Source organism: Acidiluteibacter sp., from assembly GCF_055129545.1.
In genome coordinates this window covers 87116-113783 of sequence record NZ_JBSRUB010000027.1, presented here as the reverse complement: position 1 = coordinate 113783, position 26668 = coordinate 87116, and the positions used below count along the sequence as shown (strand labels likewise).

Annotated in this window: 15 protein-coding genes; 12 read left to right on the top strand and 3 right to left on the bottom strand. The window is 36.1% G+C overall.

Translation table 11 applies throughout. From position 1 onward, the window contains the following. Nucleotides 1-311: 311 nt before the first annotated feature. Both ACTB0X_RS14400 and ACTB0X_RS14395 read left to right on the top strand, forming a co-directional pair. Entirely contained in the window at nucleotides 312-3281 is a 2970-nt protein-coding gene (locus tag ACTB0X_RS14400; RefSeq protein ID WP_463025749.1) for a sensor histidine kinase, read from the top strand. Further along, the gene (locus ACTB0X_RS14395) at nucleotides 3262-3984 is read left to right on the top strand and encodes a LytR/AlgR family response regulator transcription factor (protein ID WP_463025748.1); all 723 of its coding nucleotides are present in this window, start codon (nucleotides 3262-3264) and stop codon (nucleotides 3982-3984) included. Before ACTB0X_RS14400 ends, ACTB0X_RS14395 begins: the two co-directional genes overlap by 20 nt. On the opposite strand, the gene ACTB0X_RS14390 is transcribed toward ACTB0X_RS14395, so the two are convergent. Then, nucleotides 3981-5753: a sodium:solute symporter family protein gene (locus ACTB0X_RS14390; RefSeq protein WP_463025747.1), complete on the bottom strand. Its 1773-nt coding sequence runs from the start codon at nucleotides 5751-5753 to the stop codon at nucleotides 3981-3983. The two genes, ACTB0X_RS14395 and ACTB0X_RS14390, sit on opposite strands and share 4 nt — an antisense overlap. Before the next feature lie 234 nt (nucleotides 5754-5987). On the opposite strand from ACTB0X_RS14390, the gene ACTB0X_RS14385 reads away from it, so the two are divergent. The 8 genes from ACTB0X_RS14385 to ACTB0X_RS14350 all read left to right on the top strand — a co-directional run bounded on the left by ACTB0X_RS14385 (nucleotide 5988) and on the right by ACTB0X_RS14350 (nucleotide 16941). Continuing rightward, the gene (locus ACTB0X_RS14385; RefSeq protein WP_463025746.1) at nucleotides 5988-6563 is read left to right on the top strand and encodes a HutD/Ves family protein; all 576 of its coding nucleotides are present in this window, start codon (nucleotides 5988-5990) and stop codon (nucleotides 6561-6563) included. A gap of 302 nt (nucleotides 6564-6865) precedes the next feature. Then, on the top strand, nucleotides 6866-7705 hold the full coding sequence (locus tag ACTB0X_RS14380) for a putative RNA methyltransferase (protein WP_463025745.1): 840 nt from the start codon (nucleotides 6866-6868) through the stop codon (nucleotides 7703-7705). 47 nt (nucleotides 7706-7752) lie between these two features. Next, entirely contained in the window at nucleotides 7753-8760 is a 1008-nt protein-coding gene (locus ACTB0X_RS14375) for a toxin-antitoxin system YwqK family antitoxin (RefSeq protein ID WP_463025744.1), read from the top strand. Between the two features lie 102 nt (nucleotides 8761-8862). Then, entirely contained in the window at nucleotides 8863-9873 is a 1011-nt protein-coding gene (locus ACTB0X_RS14370; protein ID WP_463025743.1) for a toxin-antitoxin system YwqK family antitoxin, read from the top strand. A gap of 14 nt (nucleotides 9874-9887) precedes the next feature. Further along, nucleotides 9888-10253 carry an iron chaperone gene (locus ACTB0X_RS14365; protein ID WP_463025742.1) on the top strand — a complete coding sequence of 122 codons (366 nt, stop codon included), beginning with the start codon at nucleotides 9888-9890 and terminating at the stop codon, nucleotides 10251-10253. Nucleotides 10254-10326: 73 nt separating this feature from the next. Further along, nucleotides 10327-11118, top strand: coding sequence for a TIGR00266 family protein (locus ACTB0X_RS14360; protein ID WP_463025800.1), 792 nt, complete (start codon nucleotides 10327-10329; stop codon nucleotides 11116-11118). Between the two features lie 56 nt (nucleotides 11119-11174). Then, complete coding sequence (locus ACTB0X_RS14355; protein WP_463025741.1) at nucleotides 11175-11588, top strand: hypothetical protein; 414 nt, start codon at nucleotides 11175-11177, stop codon at nucleotides 11586-11588. A 103-nt stretch (nucleotides 11589-11691) separates the two neighbouring features. Further along, a complete protein-coding gene (locus ACTB0X_RS14350) occupies nucleotides 11692-16941 on the top strand; it encodes a T9SS type A sorting domain-containing protein (protein WP_463025740.1) in 5250 nt (1749 codons plus the stop codon). Nucleotides 16942-17021: 80 nt separating this feature from the next. On the opposite strand, the gene ACTB0X_RS14345 is transcribed toward ACTB0X_RS14350, so the two are convergent. Further along, nucleotides 17022-17951 (bottom strand): leucine-rich repeat domain-containing protein, encoded by a 930-nt coding sequence (locus ACTB0X_RS14345; protein WP_463025739.1) that lies wholly within the window; start codon nucleotides 17949-17951, stop codon nucleotides 17022-17024. A 78-nt stretch (nucleotides 17952-18029) separates the two neighbouring features. After that, entirely contained in the window at nucleotides 18030-22487 is a 4458-nt protein-coding gene (locus ACTB0X_RS14340; RefSeq protein WP_463025738.1) for an alkaline phosphatase PhoX, read from the bottom strand. A 198-nt stretch (nucleotides 22488-22685) separates the two neighbouring features. Here ACTB0X_RS14340 and ACTB0X_RS14335 point away from each other — a divergent pair, with 198 nt between their 5' ends. Continuing rightward, entirely contained in the window at nucleotides 22686-23381 is a 696-nt protein-coding gene (locus tag ACTB0X_RS14335; protein WP_463025737.1) for a DUF2064 domain-containing protein, read from the top strand. Nucleotides 23382-23431: 50 nt separating this feature from the next. Beyond that, nucleotides 23432-26668, top strand: a complete 3237-nt coding sequence (locus ACTB0X_RS14330) for a SusC/RagA family TonB-linked outer membrane protein (protein ID WP_463025736.1) — start codon at nucleotides 23432-23434, stop codon at nucleotides 26666-26668.

The window sequence follows — 26668 nt, the reverse complement described above, 5'->3', positions numbered from 1 at the left end:
CTAGCAAATAATTAAATATTTAATTAGACCATTTTTCAATTGTCGGGTAAAGATAATTAAATCTCTAAAATTGTCGCAATAAAACTAGATTATCTTAATCATCCTTTCAAATTTATACAGAAAGTCCTATTCTTTAGATTTACAAAAAGTTAACAACAATGTAAATTCACATTTGGAAACTTTCGATTCATAGTTGGGAATAATTGGTTCATACATGATTCATTTTTGCCGAAAACATTGATTAATCTGACAAATTAAACAGTTCCTTATCGCATTTGATTTCCTATTTTCGTTTTTCAAATCTATTTTGCATGAAACTGCTACTCCTTCCTTTTTTAATTATTTTCAGTCTGTTTCAGCAAGCTTCTGCGCAATCACCTATGCCAAAAGTTCGTCATTTTAATGCCGATAATGGGTATGATAGAAGTGGAATAATAATGGATGTAAAATCAGATGTTATTGGAAATATTTGGATTGTACATCATTCAGGAGTTACTCGCTATAATGGTCAAACTTTTCAAGAAATTAATACCGAGAATGTACCCCATGGTACATTGCTTCGGTTTTATGAAGACAATAGTAGTCAGCCTTTTATTATTGATTACAGAGGTGCAATCTTTTATATAGAAGGAGATTCAATTCGCCCTTACGCATACAATGAATTATTAATAAAATTGAATGTTCAGAATGGATTTTCGGATCTCTATTTTGATCAACAAAATCGATTGCATATCTCATTTAAAAAGTCTGGTTACGCCATTGTTGAAAATGGTGAAGTAACTTATCCGTTCAAAGAAAAAGGAAATGAATTGTTCGGAACTGCATGTATTTTAAGAGAGGGGAAATTACCGTTTATGTTGTCTCGTTTTGAGAACAATGGATCTGACGAAAAGGATGCGCAGTTTTATCTATTTGATGCTGACTTACAATTGATAGACCAGATTGAAATTAAGAAGGATATCTACGCCTATCCCAATGCAATCACACAATTGAACAATGGGAATTTTATTTATTCATCTGGAAGGGGGAATCTCATATCATTTGATCGAAATCAAATTTTTCAAGAAATTGAATATAAACATGCCGTTTTAAATGTTTATTCAGACACTGAAAATGGATTGTGGATTAGCACAGTGGAAAATGGAGTGAAACTTTATCGAGATGGTCAGATTGAAGGTCAAATTCCAACGGTATATTTTAAAAATACAACGAGTATTTTAAGTGCAGAGGATTATGAAGGAGGGCTATGGGTTTATTCTGAAGAGAAAGGATTAAACTTAATTTCTAATCACTATCTGAAATATTACAATGAAGAAAATGGATTAATTCTAAGTAACAATGTTTATGCTTTCGATTTAATCGATACCAAATTATTGGCTGGTAAAGAAGGTTGTAAATTTTCTAGTATTGATATCGTTACTAATAAGATGGATAGTTTGACACTGCCCATTGACTGCGAGAGGTATGTGTATGATATACAACATCAAAAAAATGGAGAAGTCCGCTGGGTGACTCAACGTGGCAAAATCTACTTCAGTAATAATAACGGGTGGAAGGAGGTAAATACTTCATCACTTCAAACTGCCAGTAGTGGAACTATTTTTAGGTTGAATGACTATGCCGCAGAAAGTGAAGATTATACGGTGGGAATAGCGAATAGACAATTCTTTTACTTAAAGCAAGACAGTATTGTTTATACTTCACCTGTTTTTCCTGAATTTATATATCATGTGTTGGTTCAGAATGATACTGCGTGGGTAAGTTGTATTGATGGGTATTATTTAGTTGTTAACGACCAAATAACCAATTTGGCTGCTCAATTTCCCTTGTTGGCGAACGGAGTGAATCAATCTATCGCATTTGATGGTAAATTGTGGTTGAATCTGAGAAATAAGGGAGTACATTTTCTGCATAATGATTCTCTTATTCCTTTAACTTATAATGGGCTGCAAATCAAAGGAGCGGTATTAGTTGAAAAAAGCAATGAAGAATTGTGGGTTTTTGCCAATCAAGGCAGTTTTCAATTCACAACTTCCGATTTGTCCAATCATCCATCAGGAACTTTTATGTCAGTTTATCAACCTTTATACGGATTCAGTTCTACTGAGGTACGCTGCAATGAGTCAACGGTTTATTTTGGTACAAAAAATCAAGGAATTCTTCGGGTAGAATTTAAAGACATCATGGATCGGCCTTTGTCTAGTCCTCGATTGGTTATTACTACATTGAAAATTAATGATCAAGTCATCACCACAGCTGATTCTGTTTTTGAGTTGAAATACAATGAAGGGTTTATTCAAATCTCTTACATCGGAATCAGTTATAAGAATCAGAAAGTGCGCTACCGTTATCGGATGAAAGAATTGAATGATAACTGGAGTTATACCAATGAAGTATATATTCAATATACCACTTTACCTCCTGGGAAGTACCAATTTGAGATTCAAGCTCAATTGGAAGATCAACCTTGGAGCGCTTCCAAAACACTGCGATTTGAGGTTTCTCCTCCATATTGGAAAACTTGGTATTTTATTCTTGGATCTATTTTGTTAATTATATTTATTGGCTATGAATTGATTACCTATCGATTTAGAATAATAAAGCGAGAAAAGGACTTAATTATTGATCGATTAATGGCAGAGCAACGAGCGTTACGGGCACAAATGGACCCTCATTTTGTGTTCAACATTGTAGCATCGGCTCAGTATTTAATTTTGAAAAATGAAAATGAAAAAGCCAATCAATTTTTGGATTTATTCTCAAAGTTAATGCGCAGTATCTTGGATCAATCCAATCAGAATTATCAGCCCATTAAAACAGAGTTAAAGTTTTTAGAAGATTATATTCAACTGGAGTGTTTTCGATTAGAGAATAAATTTGAATATAAAATAGATGCTTCAGGAATTTCAACTATTTCTAATGATTTGATTCCACCTTTCTTTATCCAGCCATTTGTAGAAAATGCGATTCATCATGGATTGAAAAATAAAGTTGGAAAAGGATTGCTGACGCTAACTGTAACAAGAGAAGATCCATTTATAAAGGTCGTGATTCAAGATGATGGGATAGGTCGAGAAGCGGTTAGTAAATTTAAGCGGAACGATAAAAATGGACGAAAGTCACACGGGATAAGAATTATAAAAGAACGATTAGCGTTGCATCATGGCAAAGTAGGGAAATCAGAAGTGGTGATTGAAGATTTGAAAAGCGGAGACCTAGTTTTAGGGACTAAAGTGACAATATACATTAAAAGAATACCAAATGAGGGCATTAATAATTGATGACGAGCCGTTGCCGGCAAAACATTTACAAGAAATGATTCAAAAGAATTGTTTCGAAATAACTAGCACTACAGTTTTTACGAGAGCTTCTGAGGCCCTCGAGCATGTGAAGACGGAAGTTTATGATTTGTTGTTTTTGGATGTAGAAATGCCTGAATTAAATGGGTTTGATTTTATAGAGCATGCTAATTTGCCGCACCATACCATTGTGATTTTTATAACGGCCTATTCGCATTATGCATTCGAAGCGTTTAAGGCCAATGCGGTTCATTATATCTTAAAGCCAGTAATGAGTGATGAGTTGATTAAGGCAGTCAGAAAAGCAACTCAATTATTAAGTGTAGAGAAAAAAAAGCAAGTTAGTGCTGTTGAAAAGTACGGTGATACATTATCTATTTACGACGGAGAAGACTACCTAATTCTCGATGTGGCAAACATTATTCGAATGGAAGCAGATGGCAGTTATACAAAGATTGTATCCAAAACCCATGCGCCAATTTTAGCTAGTAAAAGAATGGGGCATTATGAAGAAAAGTTAGATCCATCCAAATTTTTTAGGTGTCACAATTCTCATTTAATCAATTTAAAAGAATTGAGTCGTTTGAGTAAAGGGAAATCTGGATACATCACCTTACTAAACAATGAAGTAATTCCTGTTTCAGGCTCTAAAAAAGAACAATTGAATCAGCTTTTAGGACTTTAGTTCTCAAAAACATGACTTTTTGAAATGAATACTTTCAATACAATGAAGCTGACTAAGCTAATTGAACCGTAAAGCATCACGTCGTCATAGTTTTGGAAGATGAGTGAACCGATAAAGAATAAAATTCCATAAGTCATAATCACAGAGCTTAACCAACACATCAATAAAGGAAAAATGGTGCCTTTTTCTTCCGAATCCTTTTGTTTGTATGGTTTCCAATTTCCTTCAGGGCGGACCTTATTGTAGAATTTCGCCAAGTGAACGTAATCCGTTGGTTGAGTTAAAAAAGTAACGGTTAACCAACAAACGGTCGAAAAACCAACGGTAAACAAGAAGTTGGTTGGGTGCTCGAAATGAAATACATAGTTGGATAAAGTATAGCCCAAAAACGGCGCAATGGATGCTGTGATTTCACTCCATGCATTGATTCTCCACCAATACCAACGAAGGATTAAAACCATTCCTAAACCGGCTCCGCATTCTATTAAGAAGTTGGCAGCTCCGTCAATGGTTTCGATTTGTGATGTGGCAAAAATGGAAATCAACACAATTAATAAAGTGCTGATTCTTGCTGCTTTTACGTAATGCTTGTTTTCTTCCTCTTCATTTTTAAATGTTTCAGGTTTTCTTAGAAAGCGTTTGTAGAAATCATTGGTGATGTAGCTGGCTCCCCAGTTTAACTGAGTGGAAACGGTGCTCATATAAGCTGCTAAAAAAGCAACAAGTAATAATCCTTTTAATCCAACTGGCAAGTAATCGCGCATCGCCAATACGAAACCTTGTTTGGTTTCTTCAGGCCCTAAATCAGGATATAAAACCAACGCACACAACCCAACAATAATCCAAGGCCAAGGACGCAAACAGTAATGTGCAATTTGGAAGAATAAAGTGGCGAAAACGGCATTCTTTTCATCTTTAGCACTCATCATTCGTTGAGCGATGTAACCGCCACCGCCTGGTTCAGCTCCTGGGTACCAACTTGCCCACCATTGCACCAAACCGAAAGTTAAAAATGCACCAATTGAAATACTGTAAGTTCCGATGGTGTCCAAAGTAGAAGTCCCTTCTCCAATTTTAGGGAAAAAGTCAAAACGCCAAGCTGGTAATTGAGCTTTCAAGCCGGCGATGCCGCCAATTTGTTCGGTGTCTAAAACGACATAAGCTAGAATAATGCAACCAATCATGGCGATAAAAAACTGTACCGTATCCGTGATGGCGACACCCATAAAACCTGAAAGAGTAGAGTAGAAGGCCACTATCAACATGCAAGCACCTATGACATATAGAATCTGAGTTTCTGGTATGTCAAAAAAGACAATTAATATAGATGCCAATGCCGCATTTACCCAACCGATAATCACTACGTTTAAGAAGATTCCCATGTAGAGGGATTTAAAACCTCTTAGGAATGCGGCTGCTTTTCCGCTGTAGCGGATTTCAATCAATTCTAGCTCTGTCAATACATCTGCTCTTCGCCATAAACGGGCGAAAAAGAAAGTGGTTAACATTCCTCCAATTAGCATGTTCCACCACAGCCAGTTTCCGGATATACCATGTTGGGCAATTTTTTCAGTTACCCAAAGAGGCGTGTCTGCAGCAAAAGTAGTGGCCACCATGGAAATACCTGCGATGTACCAAGGTAAGTTCCGACCACCTAAGAAAAATTGACTTAAATCTTTGCCTGCATTGGCTTTGTAATACAATCCAATACCAAGTGAAAGTAGAAAATAGGCTGCTATTATGATCCAATCGAGGTAGTGTAAATCCATTTGTGTTTTTTTCTGGCAACTAAAGTAGAAAAGATTTTTGATGCAATGAAAAGTGGGTTGGAATTAATACCGAAATGAAAAATTATATCCTCCAATTTCTCTGCCTTAGGCAGATCATTCGACTATTAATTTTAACAATCGGCATTAATCACTGTAAAATTTATTTTTAAAGACAAAAAAATAAATTACATGGATATAACTTTTAGCTACTTTTAAAAAAGAATCGATCATTCCATGAAAACCCAACTTATTCCATCCGAAGCTCACACATCCACTCAATGGTCTGGAGGAAGCACCACGCAGTTGTTTATTTTTCCTACTGGATCAAATGTCGCAGATCGGAATTTTGATTTTCGAATAAGCACAGCGAAAGTGGAGGTGGGAGAATCCACATTTAGCTCGTTTGTTGGGTTTGACCGAACACTACTCATTCTTGATGGAAGCATTCAGATTTCACACGAAGGACATCATCAAAAGGAATTGAAACCTTTCGAGCAAGATTTCTTTAAAGGAGATTGGAGTACTAAATCGGTAGGGACTTGTGTGGACTTTAATGTGATTACTAAATCCGAATTTTCGAACACGACTGAAGTGTTGAAGATTTCAAAAGGGGAGGAAGTCATAATCGAAGGTTCTTCCAATTGGTTGATTTTTTATTTGTACAAAGGAGCGATAGAAATAAATAGTGAATTTTTGTTGAACCAAGGTGATGTGTTTGTGGTGGAAGAATCAGAAAGTGAAGTGTTGAAGATTATAGCTGAAGAAGAAAGTGTGGTGGTTTTAGTTAAAATATCAACTCTCAAGCCATAACAGGAGTATGGTTAGTTATAATACTAGTTTATGTTCTTTTGGTTTGACCCAAAAGAACCAAAAGGTCAAGTCTTTGAAGAAAATAAATTATTTCTCTTCATGAAACTTAACTTCGAAGGAGTGATTTCCTCTTAAAATCGGAACTTCTCCATCTCTCTAAAGTTCCATTTTGAGCTATAATTCATTTTCTTCAAGGACAGTCAAAACAAAAAAAGGTAGAGGCAATTGTTTTTTGATTTTACTTTTATTGAAAAATCATTTAAAAATTCCAATCTATCAATCATTCTCCCGAATTTCGCATTATGTCTATTTTGATTTGCCCACATTGTCAAGTTCCTCTTGAACCAACTGAAAACCGAAGTTATGGTTGTGAAAACAATCATCAGTTTGATATTGCTAAGGAAGGGTATGTGAATTTGTTGCCAGTCAATCAGAAGAAATCAAAGAACCCAGGCGACAATGAGGTGATGATTTCTTCTCGGAGAAATTTTTTAGAAGAAGGGCATTACGAACCATTGGTTGATGAAGTGGCAGCACTCATTCAGTCTGAATTAATAGAAAAAGAAGCGGCGACTATTTTGGACACTGGTTGTGGAGAAGGGTATTACACCCACAAAATAGCTGAACAGTTGCAATCTTTGTCTCCACAGGTTTATGGAACTGATATTTCAAAATATGCGGTTCGTTTGGCGGCGAAGCGATACAAATCGGCCACTTACTTTGTGAGTTCTGTGTTTAATCTGCCTGTGGCTGATCATTCTGTGGATTTAATTGTTTCCATATTTGCACCTTTCGATGCAGCAGAATTTCAAAGGGTGTTAGCTGAAGAAGGAAAGTTGTTGATTGTAAGTCCTGCAGAGAACCACATGAAGGAAATAGCCGAATTGGTGTACGATGAATTCCGACCACATGAACGAACTATTTTGGAAAAGATTCCAGAACCGTTCACGAAAGTTGTCACTGAGCACTGTTCTTTTGTATTGAACTTAAAAAGCAATGATTCCATTTTGAATTTGCTAAAAATGACGCCCTATTATTGGAGTGCTTCTGCTGTCCAATTGATTCATTTTAAAACCATTGAATCCATTCAAGTGAGTTGTGATTTTAATATTTCTATTTTTGAAGTTGCTACTGTAAAGTAGTTCTTGACTTTTAGTATGTTTGACTTCCTAAGAAATTACTATATCCCATGAAATTTATTTTCTCCTTTTTGATTGTCATAATTGGATTTAATCCACTTTACTCACAAGAATTGATTGTAGATTCTGGTGTGGTGTTGAAAAAAGGAGTGTATCGAAACTTTGAAGAGTTTAGGTCGAATAGTCCGTCAATTAGTTACTCAGGGAGAATCGTTGATAGAAATGTTCTCTATGGTGTCTTAGGACTAGGTGGTTCTATTAAATATTATGGAATTGAAGGGACTTTTGATAGTGACATTGAAACTAGAAAATTGTATGGATTCAGTGATGGAGAAAATGTTTATGTCAATACAAACTTTTCCTTGATTTCAAAAATTGATTTTGTAAAAATTGATTATTTAGGACGTTATTGTTACTTCGAGCGAGTTGATAGAGGTAGTGCATATATGGCACCCGGAGTGAACGGAGGTCTGTCTTCTGTAGGTAGTTCTCATAGTTTTAAAAGTGAAGTAATAATAGACATTAATGATGGGCAGCATTATGAAATAAATAAAAAAACATTGAAATTATTATTTGCTAAGAATGATTCTTTAACTGAAAAATTAGCAGATATTAAAGCCACTGATTCTAATTATAAAGAACTGTTAATTAAATATTCTGAGATTCATCGAGATAAAATTTTGCGTGTACTTCCTGATAAAACTCGACTTGACCATCTGATTTATAGAACTCCTTTAGATTCAACACTTTTTGATTATGAAAATAGAATGTTAAGTTATTTAAATGACCCAATGATTCTAGAAATGAAGGTCGTTAAAAGCTACTATGGAAATGATCAAATGAAGGTTTTTGGAATTTGGGCAAAGCATGAAAATGGAAATAATGAAGATTACCCTTACGACATCGGTACTTGGTATCATTTTCATAAAAATGGACAATTGAAAGAGGAAGTCAACTATAATCTATTGGGTAAAAAAAATGGACGAAACATCGAGTATGATGATCAAGGGAAGGTGATTAAAGAATTGATGTATGTTGATGGAGAATTGGTTGATTAAAGGATGAATTTAATTCAACTGGTACTCATTTTTTAATACAAAACCTGAAAATCAGTTGTTGCTTTTTATTAAGTTTGAATCACTAAAAACGAACTAGTTCACATGAAATCATACTTTTTACTCCTCATTGCCTTTTTTGGTTTTAACACATTATTTTCACAAGAATTGATAATTGATTCTGGTGTAGTTTTGAAAAAGGGAGTGTATAGCACTTTCGATGAGTTTAAATCTAATTCTCCTTCATTAGACTATTCTGGAAAGATTCTTACTGACCAAGTATATTATGGTTTTGTTGGCACCAGTGGTTCTATTACCTATTATGGAATAGGGAAAAATGAGGAACACACTTATAAAACAAGTAAAGTCTTTGGATTTTGTGATGGAGAAAATGTTTATTACAACACCAACTTTTCCATATCCTCTAATACCAATTTTGTAAAGTTTGGTTATCTAGGAAGGTATTGCTACATTGATTATGTTATGAATGGCAATGCAGTCCCAGTGCCTGTCGTAAAAGGTAACGTTGCTGTTGTCAAACAAAGTAATAGAAAAGCGGCGGGGGTTTTAGACATTAATAATGGCCGTTTATATGATCTTTCAAAGTCTAACTTGAATGATTTATTTTTCAATGATAAAGCGTTTAATGAAAAGTTTGATTCTATAAGGAAGTCAGACGGTGGCTATGAACTCTTAGTCGCAAGATATGCTGAATTGAATAAAAATGAGATTGTTAGAGGTGCACCTTTAGAAAGGAACCAACTTGAAAAAACGATTTGTAAGTTGCCATCTGATAGTTCGTTAGATGGTTATATTTCTAGAGTCATGTTTTTTAGAAGTGACAATCGGTTTAATGAATTAAAATTGATTGAAAAAAGTTATGGTAATGGAACGCTTAAATCCATTGGGGTGAAAGCAAAACACAATATGAGCTACAGTAGAGACTATTATTACACGATTGGCACATGGCATCAATTCCATAAAAATGGACAAATCGCTGAGGTGGTCAGCTATAATTTGAATGGCGATAAAAACGGCCCTTCAATCAAGTATGATGAGGAAGGTAATGTCATTAAAGAGTCGATGTATCTCAATGGGAAGATCGTAAAAGAATAAATCATTGTAATGAAATGGAAGAAAAGTTACCAAAACCCAAAAATGTAGAAGATTACATTGCTCAATTTCCGGATTCGACTCAACAGCTATTGAATACATTGAGACAAACAATTCAAACCGCAGCTCCCGAAGCAAAGGAGGTAATCAATTACGGGATGCCCACCTTTCAGTTGAATGGCAATTTAGTGCATTTTGCAGCTTATAAAAATCACATCGGGTTCTATCCTGCTCCTTCTGGATTGACTGCTTTTGTTGATGAGGTTTCCAACTATAAAAATTCAAAAGGCGCTGTTCAGTTTCCATTGGGCAATTCTTTGCCATTGGAATTGATTTCAAAAATTGTAAAATTTAGAGTAAAAGAAAATTCAGCGAAATCATAGATTACCGCTGATGTATTTTTAATTGATAAAATTGAAGTGAATGGATTATTTTGGAAGCAAAAACAACGACAATATGAGATCACATGAAATAGAATATCAAATTCACGGAGACGACATGCAGGTGGTGTCCGTAATATTAGACCCCCAAGAAACAGTAATCGCAGAGGCAGGAGCCATGAACTGGATGGATAGAGACATCCAGTTTGAGGCTAAAATGGGAGATGGCTCGAACCCCAATCAAGGAATGTTTAGCAAATTAGCCAGTGTTGGTAAACGCTTGTTAACTGGAGAATCGTTGTTTTTAACCCACTTTACCAATAATGGTTTTGGCAAAAAGGAAGTAAGTTTTGCAGCACCCTATCCGGGTAAAATATTGCCATTAGACTTGAAAGAAATAGGAGGAGAAATTATTTGCCAAAAGGACTCTTTCTTATGTGCAGCCAAAGGCACTGAAGTTTCCATCGCCTTTACAAAACGCTTCGGAGCCGGATTTTTTGGAGGCGAAGGGTTTATTCTACAACGATTAAGAGGAGACGGTTTGGCATTTTTGCACGCCGGAGGAACCATTGTTAAGAAAACATTGAACAATGAATCTTTGCTGATTGATACTGGTTGTATTGTGGGATTTTCGCCAAGTTTAGATTACTCCATCGAAAGAGCAGGAAATTTAAAGTCCATGTTTTTTGGAGGAGAAGGATTGTTCTTAGCTACAGTTCAAGGAACTGGAACTGTTTATTTACAGAGTTTACCTTTCTCTCGATTGGCTGATCGGATTATTCAACACGCACCTAAAATGGGTGGTTCATCAAAAGGAGAAGGCTCTATCTTGGGAGGATTGGGTAGAATGATTGATGGAGATAATTAGGAGAAGTAACCTTCATTTTATACATTTAGCGTCAATTTGATTTAATTCTTTTACAGATGAAAATAATTCTAAGAAATATATTGGCCGTTGTATTGGGCTTGTTTGTTGGCTCCAGTGTCAATATGGGCTTAATTACCATTAGTGGGTCTATAATTCCACCACCTGAAGGTGCAGATGTAACCACTATGGAAGGGTTAAAAGCAACTATGGAATTGTTTGAAATGAAGCATTTCATTTTTCCTTTTCTTGCTCATGCTTTAGGAACATTGGTTGGAGCATTATTGGCATCATTGATTGCTGCTAGTCATCAATTAAAATTCTCTTTGGCAATCGGAGGTCTCTTTTTGATTGGAGGAATTATTATGGTATTTCAAGTACCATCACCGCTTTGGTTTTCTATTCTTGATTTAGGCTTTGCTTATCTTCCTATGGCGTGGATTGGCTGGAAAATTACAGGGAAAGGGAAGTAGGAAAGACTTTTTAATAGCCTCAATTTAAATCTTTGAAGGTAATTATTCAACAGAATTAGTTAAACTTGTTGTCCTTTGATAATTAGACAATAAACGACTACTAATGACAAATAGCTATTCTATGAAGCGAATCTGGAAGATTCTCTTTTTCCTAATTGCCTTTTTTACTTTATCTAACAACTCAGTTGCTCAGTATAAGGTTACTACTTCTGTAAAGCCCGACGAAAGCAGTTTTTCAATAGGGGGTTTATTTAATGTAAGTTCGAATCAAACTATTAGGTTAGATACTATTTACTTCCCAATTTTCCTTTCCAATTATTTAAATGTTGAATTATGGTACAAGGAAACTCCTATCTTATCGACTCCAGATACTGCTGATTTTGATGCTAACATTGGAGTGTGGAAAAATAAAATTATAAAAGTGACTGCTTCCAGTGAGGCCGGAATGGCTGCAATTGAAATCCCAAGTGGGATAGTAATACCTGCTGGTAAAAGTTTTGGCTTTTATGTTGGAAGGTATAAATATACCGCAGGTTTTGGCATTAGTATTCATAAAGGTGTGCTGTCTCCAATTAACGATAGTGTAATTTCATTTGAACCATTTGTCGGTAGTGGTTCTGGGTGGAATAGGGTTAATAATGTATTACCGACTGCAAATTTAAATACGAGCTTCATCGGAGGAGTTTACTACACAGTATTGACTAAAGGGTTAAATGATTTAGTAGTTAAGTCACTCGATTCTACTCAGACAATCTGTGAAGGAAGTCAGAGTGTTTATGCAACAATCGCTAATTACGGTAAGAATGTTATCAATTCTGCTCAAGTCAATTGGTCGGTAAATGGAATTCTTCAAACTCCGGTTAATTTCTCAGGTTTTATAGACACTCTTGGTGGTTTAGCTTCCTTTGAAGCAAAAGTTAGTTTAGGGAATTTCTTTTTTACTGGGATAAATCAAAATGAAATTAAAGTATGGACTTCATTACCAAATGGAGTTTTAGATACTAGAAACTATAACGATACTTTAGAAAAAAAGGTACACACCTCATTAACTGGTGGGAACTATACAATTAATTCGAATGCAACTTCTTCTGCAACCAACTTTACTAGTTTTTCTGCTTTGTTTGATAAGATTGCTGATATAGGAATTTGTAGTTCAATTACTGTAGATGTTGTCTCGGGTTCAGGGCCATATTTGGAAAGCGTGAGCTTAGAGGATTTTAAAGGAGCTCCCAACAGACAATTAATCATCAATGGAAATGGGGAGTCGCTTATTTTCTCTATGAATGCAGACACCAATACATCAACGCTTAAAATTGAGAATTCATCTTACATAACAATAGATAGTTTAATAATAGAATCCACTGGAATTAAATACGGAGATGCAATGTCTCTGAATAATGTGAATAATATAGTAGTTAGCAATTGTGTTTTTAAAGTGGACTCTACTGCCAATTCCGCTAACATTTCATGTGTAAGAATAGGTCAAAAACCGGAAAGTAGGAATTTTTTTCATGTTGTTTATCCATCATATTTTAAGGATGTAAAATTTATTGGGAATAAATTATATGGTGGAGGGAAAGCTCTTTATGTTTCCGGATTACTTGATTTGACAGCCAGTGGGTTTTTATTGAATCAAAATTCATTTAGAGGTTTTACTGAAACAGGGGTACATATATCAAGTGTAAGAGATGTAATTGTTGAAAGTAATTCTGTTCACCATGCAAAACTTGGTTATGATAAAACAGTTAATGGAATAGAAATTTGGGATTGTTATGGTCTAAAGGTAAATAAAAATGCCATCCACAATATTGGAATGAATACCTTATTTGAAAGGGTTCAATTTACGGCACTTTATATTAGAAGTTACGGTAATTATAATCAATCCGGTATAGTAAGCAATAATTTAGTGTATAAAATTCGAGTGGATAGCATTGCTATCGGAATTTATGATTTTGGCAGCGACTATATTAGTTATGCTAACAATACTATTGTTTTAGACGGGACAAATGCTCCTGATGTTAATTATACTGGAATCTACGTGGAAGATGTAGCCAACAAAATGGAATTTCAAAATAACCTTATTTCAGTTACATCAGGAGGAAGTGGGATGAAATATGGTTTGAGGCAATTGATGGATCCAAAGGATTCTAGTCGAGTAACAAATCCAATTGCCTTAAGAAACAATAATATTTATGTGAACTCGGTTGGAACAGGAGCTAAAAGTTTGGTAACCCTTGGTAGCAGGAGTGTGACACTAGAAGAGTTGGAAGCCTTGGAGGTGGGAGAATCAAATTTGTCAGTGGACCCAGTATTTAAGAGTTCAGTTTCTGATAACTATTCTCCTACAAACGCTCTTTTAAGCGCTATGGGATTATTTAATCCACTAGTTTTAGATGATTTTAATGGAGAAGTCAGAAATTCATTTAAAAATGACATTGGGGCAATTTTAATGGAGTCTCCAGTTCTAGATGCATCTATTCAATCTTTTGATTTGCAATTTCCTGCATGCCGAGGGATTATTAACTACGTTGTTGTTCAGAATAATGGATCAACGAAAATAGACAGTTTAGTATTTAATTGGTCAATAGACAATGTGTTACAGTCAACAATTGTTTACAAAGCTGCGATAGATACCATAGGTTCTGCTGGGGGAAACCAAGGCATTGTTTTATTAGGTAGTTATTCCTTTGACCCATTAAGTGTTGTCGAGTTAAAGGCATGGATTACATCCCCCAATGGACAGATTAACGACGATAATGTGCTTAATGATACCCTTATCAAAAAATATCGACCTCCATTATCAGGTCGCTATTCATTAGATGCCAATAGTCCAGTTTCAGCGAAAAACTTCAGATCTTTAACTGATTTTGCAACTACAATTTCAAAATGGGGTATGTGTGGCAATGTCACTTTAAATATCGTTCAAGGTTCTGGCCCTTATACTGAAACTGCTTTATTTAATGCTATCCCAAAATCATTAAATGACACGCTTAAGATTTTTGGAAATGGAGAACAATTAATTTATAATAATCAAGCTAAAACTGCGATTGCAGCACTTGGATTTATAGATTGTAAAGATGTTTTGGTCAATGATCTTTTTATAAACATAGAGAATAGAGTTGGTTCTTGTATTCGATTAACTGATGTCGATAATATTGAGATCTCAGACTGTAAAATCTATTCAGACTCGGTGTATAGTGGTGGTTCTGTTGGAATAAATGTTTCCAAGGGAGATTTCTACTTGACCTCGACATCAGGTAAAAATCTTAAGTTTCTTAGAAACACAGTACTTTACAATAATATAGCTATTAATGTTGAGGGAAATGATTTCGTTACGGTTAAAGATGTTGTGATAAAGGATAATATAATTGAAAAGTTTTTTACTTCAGGAATTTCGATCCGATCCATTGACAATGGATTAATACAAGGAAATGAGTTATCAAAATTAGTTAGCTCTAGAGATGTTATTGGGATATCTATCGTATCATCTTCAAATTTAGTAGCTACACGAAATTCTATACATAATATTCAGGGAAGAGGTATATTGGCTATTAGTTTTACAGGAATTGAAAGTAATAACTCTCCTGAACTAGGTAGTGAGAATTACATTATGAATAATATTATTTATGACGTCAATTCATATAGTCTTGCAACAGGATTAACCATCCGATCAGGAAAAAACGAAAAGGTTTTAAACAATACCATTTCTCTGATTAAATCGGATGTGCCATCAATAGGAATAAATGTGGGAGGTTTTAATTCCTTTTATGAATTTACTAGAGGTATTGAAATAAGCAATAATATCATTCAGATTTCTAAAGGGAGTTTCTTGCAGGGATTTCCTGTTTCAAACTATGCTTTCAGACTTTCAAATTTAGGTGCTAAGGTGGAGTGGAACAATGTCTATATGAAATCTTCAAATGAGAATTTTTATGCTTTCGATGGAGATGAGTTCTTCAAAAATATTCGCGATTTTCAAGATGTATCATATGGCGAGAATGATATAACGGTAGACCCAAAATTCAAAGACCTTGAAAACGGTGATTTAAGTCCACTTAATTACAGATTGAAGGGTACAGGTAAACCAAATAGCAAAGTCACCGAGGATTTTTACGGAGCACCTCGTAATCCAATGGCTTTGGATCGTGGAGCAATCGCTTTTACTCAGCCAAATCTAGAAGTAAGTATTGATTCGTTCAATGTCCCAGCTGCTTTATGTCCCGGAACTTATCCTTTAAGCCTTTTTGTTTCCAACGAAGGGTTTAATCGTATCGACAGCCTAATTGTAAATTATGAAATAAATGGAGTGGTGCAGAACTCAAAAAGCTACAATTCTATCATAGAAAATTACCTTTCTGTAAATGGGAATGTTGGTGAAATTCCATTGGGTGGGTTTTCAATTAATGAAAAGGATACCATTCATTTTAAAGCTTGGCTAACAAGTGTAAATGGTCAAATTGGAGACGAATATGCAAAGAATGATACTCTAGAGTATACTGTTGTTGGAAAACGAGGAGATGTATTTAATCTGAATTCCTCTTCAAAAATCTACAACTTCGAAATTGGAGATCAATGTTGGACCACCAATGGAACCAATTCTTCTTGGCAATGGGGTGAACCCAATTCGAGTTTTATATCCGCAGCTAATACTGGAGTTAATGCTTGGGTGACTAATTTGAATGGAAATTATAATGCAAACGAGCTTTCCTATTTAGAGTCGCCTTCCTTGGATTTATCAAAAATTGAAGCTTCTCAGCCCTTACAAATTCAATTTTTTACGAGCTATAACTCAGAGCAATCAAACGATAAAATGTGGCTAGAATCTTCGATAGATAGCGGCAATACTTGGCAAAAAGTAGCGGCTTCATTAACTGCGAATAATTTTTACAACAATAGTACCACCCAAGTTTGGGAGGGACAATCGCAAGGTAACAATGGTTGGATATCCGTTTCTAACGAAATATTAGGGTTGAGTGGCAATGCCAATGTGAAGTTGAGGTTTACTTTTCAATCCAATGGAACAAATCAACTGGATGGGTTTGGAATTGATGATATTCAATTGAATTTGTTGATCAGTGTTCCTGAATTAGAACAAAAAACCTTTTCAATGCTGATGTATCCAAATCCAACAAATGGAGATGTTAAGTTAGCGTTTAACAATTCTTCTATTGGAGAATATATGATTCGAGTGTTTTCTATTTCAGGGAAATTAATGCTTGAAAAGAGAGTTGCCATCATTGATAAAAACCAACAAACAGAGGCCTTGCAACTCTTAAATATGAGCAAGGGAATCTATTTTGTTCAGGTTGTTGGAGAGAATGGGGGAGAAACGAAAAAGTTGATTGTGAAGTAAGCGAGTGGAAAAAAGTCGCACCATCCATAAAGGAGAGTATTGTTTCTGTAGTTTAAGATACAGATGATGCGACGGAGGGACTAGAACCGAATGTCGGTATTCGGTAATGCTTTTCTAATTCTTGTTTGTTCTTCTAAAGAGAACTGATTTCCAACTAAGATTAATGTTTTTAGGTTGCTCAATTGGTTGATATTTTCCGGCAGAGTAGTCAATTGATTGTTGCCTAAATTCAATAAATTCAAGTTTTTCAATTGGCATATATTTTCAGGAAGCTCTTTGATTTGATTGTTCGTCAGTGAAAGCGATTGAATTGATTTTAGTTTTTTGATATCCGAAGGAATCGTTTGGATTTTGTTGTTGTCTAAGTTCAAATCCTCCAATCGTTTTAGTCGGCACATTTCTTCTGAGAAATCAGTTACCTGATTGTTCGCGACGTTTAATAAATCCAACCGTTTCATCCGTTTGATAGAGCTAGGAAGGGTAACTAATTTATTTTTCTCAAGTTCTAGCGTTTTTAATCGCCTCAAGTTTCCAATGCTTTCAGGTAAGGCAGTCAATTCGTTTTCTACCAAATGGATGATTTGAACCTTTTTTAAATTGCCAATTTCATTGGGTAGAGTGGTGAATTGATTTTTTGAAGCATTCAGTACTTCTAGGTCGTTGAGGTTTCCGATAGCTGCAGGCAATACTTTAATTTTATTCTGACGCAGTATTAATTCTGTCAAATCAGTACATTCAAAAATGGCATCGGGTAAAACGGTCAATTGATTTTTCATCAAATTCAAAAATTTCAATTCTTGGAACTGATTGATGCCCTCAGGAACTTCCGACAATTCTTTGTTTCTCAAATTTAAAACTTCGACTGTTTCGGTCGTTTTTTCAGCTTCTTCTACTGAAAAGTAAATGTGCGTACCGGCTTTGTCACGGATGTAATGTGGCTCATCCTTGTCTTGAGCCACCAGATTAAAAGAGAGAACTGCAATTGTTGCTGTGGTAATTATCTGTTTCATTTTTTATCAATATTGTTTACTACAAAAGCAAGGTGAGTTTCCCCACCTTGCTCGGTTTCCTATTTTTAAAGGAGTTGTTTAGTTTTTAATAAATAGCTTTGTGCCTACTTTATTTTGGCTTCTCACTCGAATCAAATAAGTTCCTTTTCTTTCAGAAGAAAGATCAATCTCATAAGTTCCAGTTTGATTAAAGTCTTGAATGACTTGTTTTCCAACTAAGTCTAGAACTTCCACATCAAATGCATCATTCGATCCAATCAAATTCAATGTTGTTCTACCGTTTGAAGGGTTAGGAGCAATGGTCATTGAATTGCTTAAATCAAACGCTTGTAATCCAACTGTACCAATAACTACAGCTTGACTAACAGTGTCTCCTAGACAAGAAGAAGCATTTGTTTCAACTACTTTTAAAGTTCCTGAACCGATAGTTGCTCCCCAAGTTACTGACACACTATTTGTGTTTGCTCCTGAAGTAATTGTTCCATTGGTGACTTCCCAATAGTAAGTAGAACCTGATGTGTTAGGAACCATATACGTTTCAACTGCATTTACAGAAGAATTGAAGTTTCCGGCTATCGCCCCAGTGTTTACTGCTGCTGTCGTTGAACTATCGAAAGCAGGAATAGATGTATTGTAAAATTTGTTTGGATTTTCATTGTACTCAAATACGGATACATGATACATGGTGTTTTGCTTCAATCCTTTAATGGTGATTGCAGAATCAATTCCATCATAAATAACATAGTTATTGGTTCCTAAAACTGAACCATTTCCTAATGTATTGTCAGCAGAGTAAGTAAATCCATCCATTGGCGAAGCATCTACTTTAGCCGCTTCTTTTGCCACAACCAATCTACCATTTCCGTTACCTTTTGTAAAGCTTAGATCGATTGAATCACAAGCTGCTGTTGGGAAAGTAAAGTTGTTCGCAACCATCGTAGGCGCATAGTTTCCTAAGAATTCTTTACGTGCAATTACAAGAGTCGCACTCAAGTTCATTCTTACTGTATCGCCATTGGCATCTACTTGGAAAGTGCTGCTGTTGCCACCACTTGGGTGTTGAATAGATACAAACATAAATTTATTGTCAGGAGTAAAAGTCATTCCACATGGCTCTGAACCTGAAGGAAGTTTTGCAAATAAATCAACTTTAGGTGTTGCTTGAGTGTGGTTAGGAGTTACCATCCAAATGTGGTTTCTTCCACCATCTTGCAATACATATAGGTTTCCTAGGTTATCGAAACATAAATTGTCATTTCCTGAACCCCAGTTTTCTGCTGTAATTCCGTTTCCATAATTGATTAAATAGCTATTTGGCCCTCCAACGAATGTTTCAAAAGCAGAAATCGTTGAATCTGTATCGTCACTAAAACGGTAAACTCTTGAATATCCTTTAGAAGTAAAGTAAACTTTTCCATCTACTGTTCCTATTTCAGCATCTTCAATTCCATTAAATGGAGTAGCGCCAAGACTTAAAGCCAACGTTCTAGTTGCATTTCTATCAGCGATTGTTGTGTTTGGGATTTGAATCCACTTTCCTACTGAAGAATTTGGTTCTCCATTAGATAAGCCACCTGTCAATTGCAAAGCGTAAAGTGTTCCTGCAGATAAATCACCAGGAGTGTTTGCCACAAATTTGTATAAACAACCGGAGCCTGAATCTTCACCTTCATAAGCAGTGATGCTATCGTTAGCAACAGCCACATTTTCATGACTCATTCTACCCATTGCCCATAGTTTTTCTTGCTTACCTGGAGTTCCGTATTCTTTCACTTTTCTAGTGATTGGATCAATTTCTACTTGCCAGCCCACGTCTTCGTATCCATCAACATTTGCATCACCTGCGTTGGTCGATTCTTCAGAAGTAATGATAGTTCCCCATGGAGTTAAACCACCTGAACAGTTTCGAGTAGTTGTCACTAAATCATTGTTATAAAAATCAACTGCTTGAGATGAATCAACCACCCAAGTTCGAGAAGAGTCGATGTATCTTACATCTAAAATAGAAACACCACCTGGAGAGTTTTCATGATTAATTGCCACAAACCCATCAACACTGCTTCCTGATCGAGGTATAAATCCTGTAAAGTCATTGTTTCCAGGAGCAGTAGTTCTTACAGATTGATTGGTATACGCATCACCTTGCTCAATCAATACTTGGAAAGCATGAGTGGAAGGAATGAATAAATCAGGCCCTTGACCTGAAGGGAATAAAGAAGTGTAACAAGAGATGTGTGTATCATTAGGTCCTAAACAAGACTTTCTTGCATTTACTTTTTCAAGTATTTCAAAATCAAAAGTTAAATCTGAACTACTAGAATCTCTTTGGTGTAACTCTACCGCAATGATGTTATCACCTGTATTAAAGATGCTTTTATGAACGGTGGTGGAGTAGAAAAGATCTTCGTCAGCTCCACTTACTATAGTAGAAGATTCCGTTCTGAAATTAATGGCTCCTGTAGGCATGTTGGAACGAACAATTTCTGTCCCATTTACATATACAACAGCACCATCATCACGTCTTAAACTCAAAATTAATGAGTCTGCAATTGTTTGGATGTTTGCAATGTTGAATCTTTTTCTGAAATAAGTAGTGATGAATTTGTCATTCACATCAGGTCCATAAGAAACAACAGTGTTTGTGTTTGAGTTATTATATCCCAATGCTGATGGACCATAAGCCCAGTTGGTGTCGTTGTAGTTTAGTGCCTTCCAGTTGGTATTGGTCAAGTCAGCGCCATTATCTAAATAGTTCCAATTGTCTCCGCTTACTATTGGGTAGATTGAAGTCGCTAAAGGAGGTAATTTTCCTGTCACTTCCATGTCGAAACTTAAGTCTGAACTAGTCCCATCGGCTTGGTGCAATTCTACCGCAATTGTATTTAATCCTGGTAATAAGTTATTATCTACGGTATATCTGTAATAAGTAGTTTCATCTGCTCCACCAACAGTTGAAGATGCGGTGGTATCAAATCCAATTAAACCGGATGGCATGTTCGAACGGAAAGCTTCAATTCCATTAATGAAAACGACTACACCGTCATCTCTCAATACGTCAAAGATCAATGAGTCATATTGTACCGCATTTGCTCCGTTAAAAGTGTGACGTAAATACGTTGTGATGTGTTTATCGTTTGCATTATTACCAAAGTCCACAGTAGTTGTGTTCGGATTTGAATAACCTAAAATGGCATCACCAAATGCCCAAGAAGTGTCATTGAAACTGTTTGCTGTCCATGCAGTTCCCAAGTCCAATCCTGAATCATTGTATTTCCAAGAAGAGAACTTAGCGATTGGGAAGTTCCCATTTATGAATCTATTTGGCTCTAAATACTCAACAATCAATTGTGGTGCTGAAGTTCCATCAAAGGATTCAGCTGTTCTTTTTCCAGTATTTCCTGTGAAACCTGGAATAGAAATAACCGCTGGCTGTACCATCCCAAAAGCAATCGCATTTCCGGCTGCCCATGAAGTTTGATTCACTCTGTCCTGCACTAACACAGAAAGGTCAGGTGTTCTTTGGTCTAAACCATTTGTTCCAATAGTTCCCCATCCTGCAAGGTTGCTCCAAATAACAGTATCGACAGTGCTGAATAATCTTCCAGCTATATTGTTGATTGAGTTAGCGTAAGCAGATGGATTTGCTGCATCTTCTACTAATATCGCCACATCAACATTTCCTGTTGTAGTCACTTCATCCACTTGAAATTGCAGGTACGCTTTTAAAATCGTTGATCCTTGTGGAATATTAATGCCTGTAAAACGAAGTCCAATTGCTTGGTCATCATTTTCTGTGGTGATTTCAATATCTGAACTAGAAATATCCATCGCTCCTGAAATTAAGCTTTGTTCTGCATCATCATTTGATGAATTGATGGAGAAAGTAACTTGAGAAGGCACCGAGTAATAAATGATCAGTTCTGCAGCTTCAGCTCCATTTGAATTGTAGGCTTCAGCAGTTCTAACTCCGGTTCCTGTAATTAAAAAAGTAATAGGGTTTCCTTGGTTCCACCCACTTCTATTTACAATGGTTGATACTAACGTTGAAACGTCTGGCGTTCTTTGGTCTAATGTTGCAATTTGAGCAGTTCCCCATGCAGGAAGATTACTCCAATTTACACTTGCTGTCGAATTTGACCTAGAGGAAATGTTAAAAGGCGTAGCACTGAAAGTAGAAGAACTATCTACGTCTTCAGCTTTAATTAAAACTGATGTAGCACCATTGTCTAATTCATCCACAGTAAATTGGATAAATGCTGAATCAATGATGGCATTCTTTGGAAGGTTTAATGAAGAAAATCGCAACCCAACAAACTGATTGCCATCATTTCCATCTTCTACTAATTCTATGTCAGAACTTGTTAAATCCATGACACCTGGATTGGATCCATTTGTTCCTTGTTCTTCTGCATCATCTGAATCAGCAGTAATTCTTGTCGATAGCATTTGATTTCTTTGTGCCATCGAAGTGTTGAATAGTCCAATTCCTCCAAGGAGAAAGGCTATTTTCAATACACTTGTCAATTTCTTTTTCATTTTTTTCTTTTTTGGTTTAGGGAGATTCTTTCTTGTTTCAAAGGTCATGTGCAAGTGTTCTGCTGATGTTCCAATTAGTTTATGTTTAGATTAACAAAAACAAGAAAGGTTAATTTAGTGTTAGGGACTCAAAAAAGGTCTTTTTACTGACAATCCAAAAATCAAAAACTTACGTACATTGGCAGCGAATTAAACTTTGTGGAAAAATTAACCTTGGACAATAAAACAGCGATTTTATTCTTTGATCATTCAAAGAAGCAATCGGCGACCCTTAGGTTAATGGCTCCAAGAATGGGGCTAAAGGCTGTCAGTCAGGTTCTTCAAGGATTGAGAAAACAAGCGCTTTCTATCGCACATCAATCTAAATTTCCAGTTTTTGAATTTCGTTCAGAGGGACAAAAAGTATTTGGTGAAGAATTATTTGATGCTTATCAATCCATATTCGAAAAAGGGTTTGATGCTGTTGTAGCCATTGGAAACGATTGCCCGACTTTAACTGTTAAGGATATTTTATGTGCAGCTAAAAGGGTTTCCAAAAACCAGTTGGCATTAGGCCCAGCATTGGATGGTGGGACTTATTTAATCGGTATACATAAAGACACGTTTAGTAAGCCACAATTTCTAAACTTGGATTGGCAGAAATCCTCCTTATTGAATTCCTTCGAAAATTTCGCAAAAGAGTATGATAAGAGTTGTTTGCTATTGTCTCCAAAAGGAGATATGGATACTCCTGAAGAATTTAGAAATGCTTTTCACTCTCACATAACTTTTCTAGATTTTGCCCGCTCAATCGTGGCATCATTCCAATTTCAATTATTGGAACTTAAAAAGTGTATCCTTTTTACTATCCCTCATTTTCAATTTTCATTGAGAGGACCTCCTGTAATGATGTAATATAACAAGGTTTTCAAACCAATTTATTATTCATTATTACTAAACTATACATGAAAAAAATTACTTTTTTTCTAGTGGCATTATTTTGTTTTGTTACTGGATTTTCACAAAATCAATCCTTTACCATTAATGGAAAGGTAGTTGACAATAAATCAAATGAGCCGCTACCAGGAGCATCGGTGATTATAAAGGGAACGACAAATGGAGTTTCTACTGATGCAAACGGTGCTTTTTCCATTACTTCCAATCAAGATCGAAATACATTAGTGATTTCTTTTATTGGGTATGCGACTCAAGAAATTAGTGTTCAGGCATCCACGCAAATTGAGCCCATTAAGGTGAGTATTGTTTCCGATGCAAATGAATTGAATGAAGTGGTCATTACTGCATTGGGAATCCAAAGTGAAAAGAAAAACTTGGGTTATGCCATTCAGACCATAGACAGTAAAGAAGTATCGGAGGTGAAATCGCCCAACTTCGTCGATAATTTAGCGGCGAAAGTGGCAGGAGTTACAGTTAGTCAGGGTGCAACAGGTGTTGGATCAACTTCTAAAATTACCATCCGTGGAGAAGCTTCATTTACTAATAATAATCCCTTGTTTGTAGTTGATGGCACACCAATCAATAACAACACAGTGATTCCATACACCACAGATGCTGCAGCAGGATTTCAAGAAATTGATTTCGGAAATGGAGCCATGGAAGTAAATCCTGATGATGTGGAATCGGTAACGGTTTTGAAAGGCCCAAGCGCAGCTGCATTGTATGGAACTCGAGCTGCAAATGGAGTGATTTTAATTACCACTAAAGATGGGTCAAAATCTGATGGATTTGGCGTAAGCTTTAACTCTTCAACAAGTATTGAAAGTGCTTTTAAGTTGCCCGAATTTCAAAACACATACGGTCAAGGTCGTCAAGGGCAATTTGAGTATGTAGATGGATTAGGTGGCGGAATCAATGATAATATTTCCTACGGTTATGGCCCTCGATTAGATGAAGGAAATTTGGCTGCGCAATTTGACAGTCCGGTTTATTTGGCTGATGGCTCTGTAGTCAGAGGTGGAGATGTAGCCGTTCATGGTGGTGCGCCAATTACGCCAACCGAAATGAAATCCTATCCCAATAATTTGAAGGATTTTTACGAAACAGGTTATACATCTATTAATAATTTGGCTATTTCAAAGTCCTTTGATAAAGGGAATATGCGTTTGTCGTATACTGATTTAAGAAGTAAATCAATCATTCCTGGAGTGAATTTAGATCGGAAAACGTTGGCTGCAAGAATGGGTTTAAATGTGACCGATCGCTTGAAAGTGAATACTTCAATTAATTATGTGAATTCATCGAGTGACAACCGCCCTTCTAATGGATATGGTTCTGAAAATGTCAATTATTCATTAGTTGCGTGGGGCCCACGATCATTAAACATAGATGCGCTGAAAGATTATTGGCAACCAGGTTTGGAAGATGTGCAACAGTATTCTTTCAACTATACTTATTTCGATAATCCCTACTTTATTCTGAAAGAAAACACCAATTCTTTTAATCGAAATCGACTGTTTGGAAACTTGAGTGCCACGTATCAAGTGGATGAATATTTAAGTGTAGCCGTTCGATCAGGATTGGATTATTCAGCTGAACTGAGAAAGTTTAAAAGAGCATACAGTACCAATCGCTTTTTACAAGGAGCGTATGCAGAACATCAAGTGGGTTTTAGAGAAATGAATTCAGATGTTTTGGTGAACTATCAACGAAAGTTCAATAACATTTCAACGGACTTTTCGGTAGGAGCCAATCGAATGGATCAGCAAGCAACGACTACACAAACTCAAACAACCAAATTGGCTCAGCCAGGAATTTATAGCTTAACCAACGCAGCTGCACCTATTCAAGTGTTTCAAGCCGACAATACCAAAAGAATCAATAGTGTCTATGGTGTGGCCAAGTTTGGGTATAAAGACTATTTGTATTTAGATGTAACTGCAAGAAACGATTGGTCGAGCGCATTGGCAACTGTCAATTCTACAGCGAATACTTCTTTTTTCTATCCTTCAGTGGCTGCAAGTTTTGTTGTTTCTAACTTTATAGATTTGCCCAAAGAGATTTCTTTCTTAAAGGTAAGAGCAAATGTGGCACAAGTGGGTAACGATACTGATCCTTATCAAACAGAAGGGACGTTTTTACCTCAAGTGACCTATGGCGGTTTGCCTACTTTAAGTGACCAATTAACCATCGCAAATTCCAATTTGAAGCCAGAGCAAACGACTTCTTATGAAGTAGGAGCTGATGTGAGTTTTTTTAACAATAGAGTTCGATTGGATGCGACGTATTACAATGCATTGACCGAAAATCAAATTATTTCATTGCCAGTTTCCATTACTTCAGGTTACAACCAAGAAGTGGTGAATGGGGGAGAAGTTCGCTCAAAAGGAGTGGAGATTATGTTGGGGTTGACGAACATAAAAAAAGAAAATTTTGAATGGAGAACCAATTTCAACTTCAGTAAAAATGTCTCTACGGTGGAATCTTTGCCACAAGATGATGGCCGATTGACATTAGGTTATTCTAGTGTGTATGATAATGTCAATCAGCGAGTATGGTTTCAAGTAGAAGAAGGAGGAAGAATTGGAGACATCTACGGAACAGGCTATAAAAAGACGGCAGAAGGAGACTTTATTGTGGATGACAAAGGAAATTTCATTGTCGACAATACATTGAAAAAGTTAGGCAATTCGAACCCTGATTTCATTTTAGGGATTAGCAATCAATTCAAGTACAAAAACTGGGACGCGAGTATTTTGTTAGATTGGCGTCAAGGTGGAATCATTGTTTCTAGAACATTAGCATTGGCCGGTGTTGCTGGTCAGTTGAAAGAAACGGAAGACAGACCAGTGGACGGAATTGTAGTGGATGGAGTCGTAAATGTAGGCACGGATGCGAATCCTGTTTATGAGAAAAATACCACAGCCATTTCTGCTGAAAATTATTACATCCAATACTACGACCGGAATCACGAAGAGAACAATACCTACGATGCTTCTTATTTGAAAATTCGAGAAGTGACGATTGGTTATACTTTTGACGCCAAAGGCAATACAGGCTTGTTGCAAGAGGGTAGAAACTTAAGAATTGCATTGTTTGGAAGGAATTTATATGCCTTCAGTGAAATTCCACACTTTGATCCAGAGCAGCTGGCTGTGCAAGGAAATCAATTTTTAAGTGGAGTAGAAGACATGTCTTATGCAACTTCAAGAAGTATTGGCGTGAAACTAGGATTTAATTTTTAA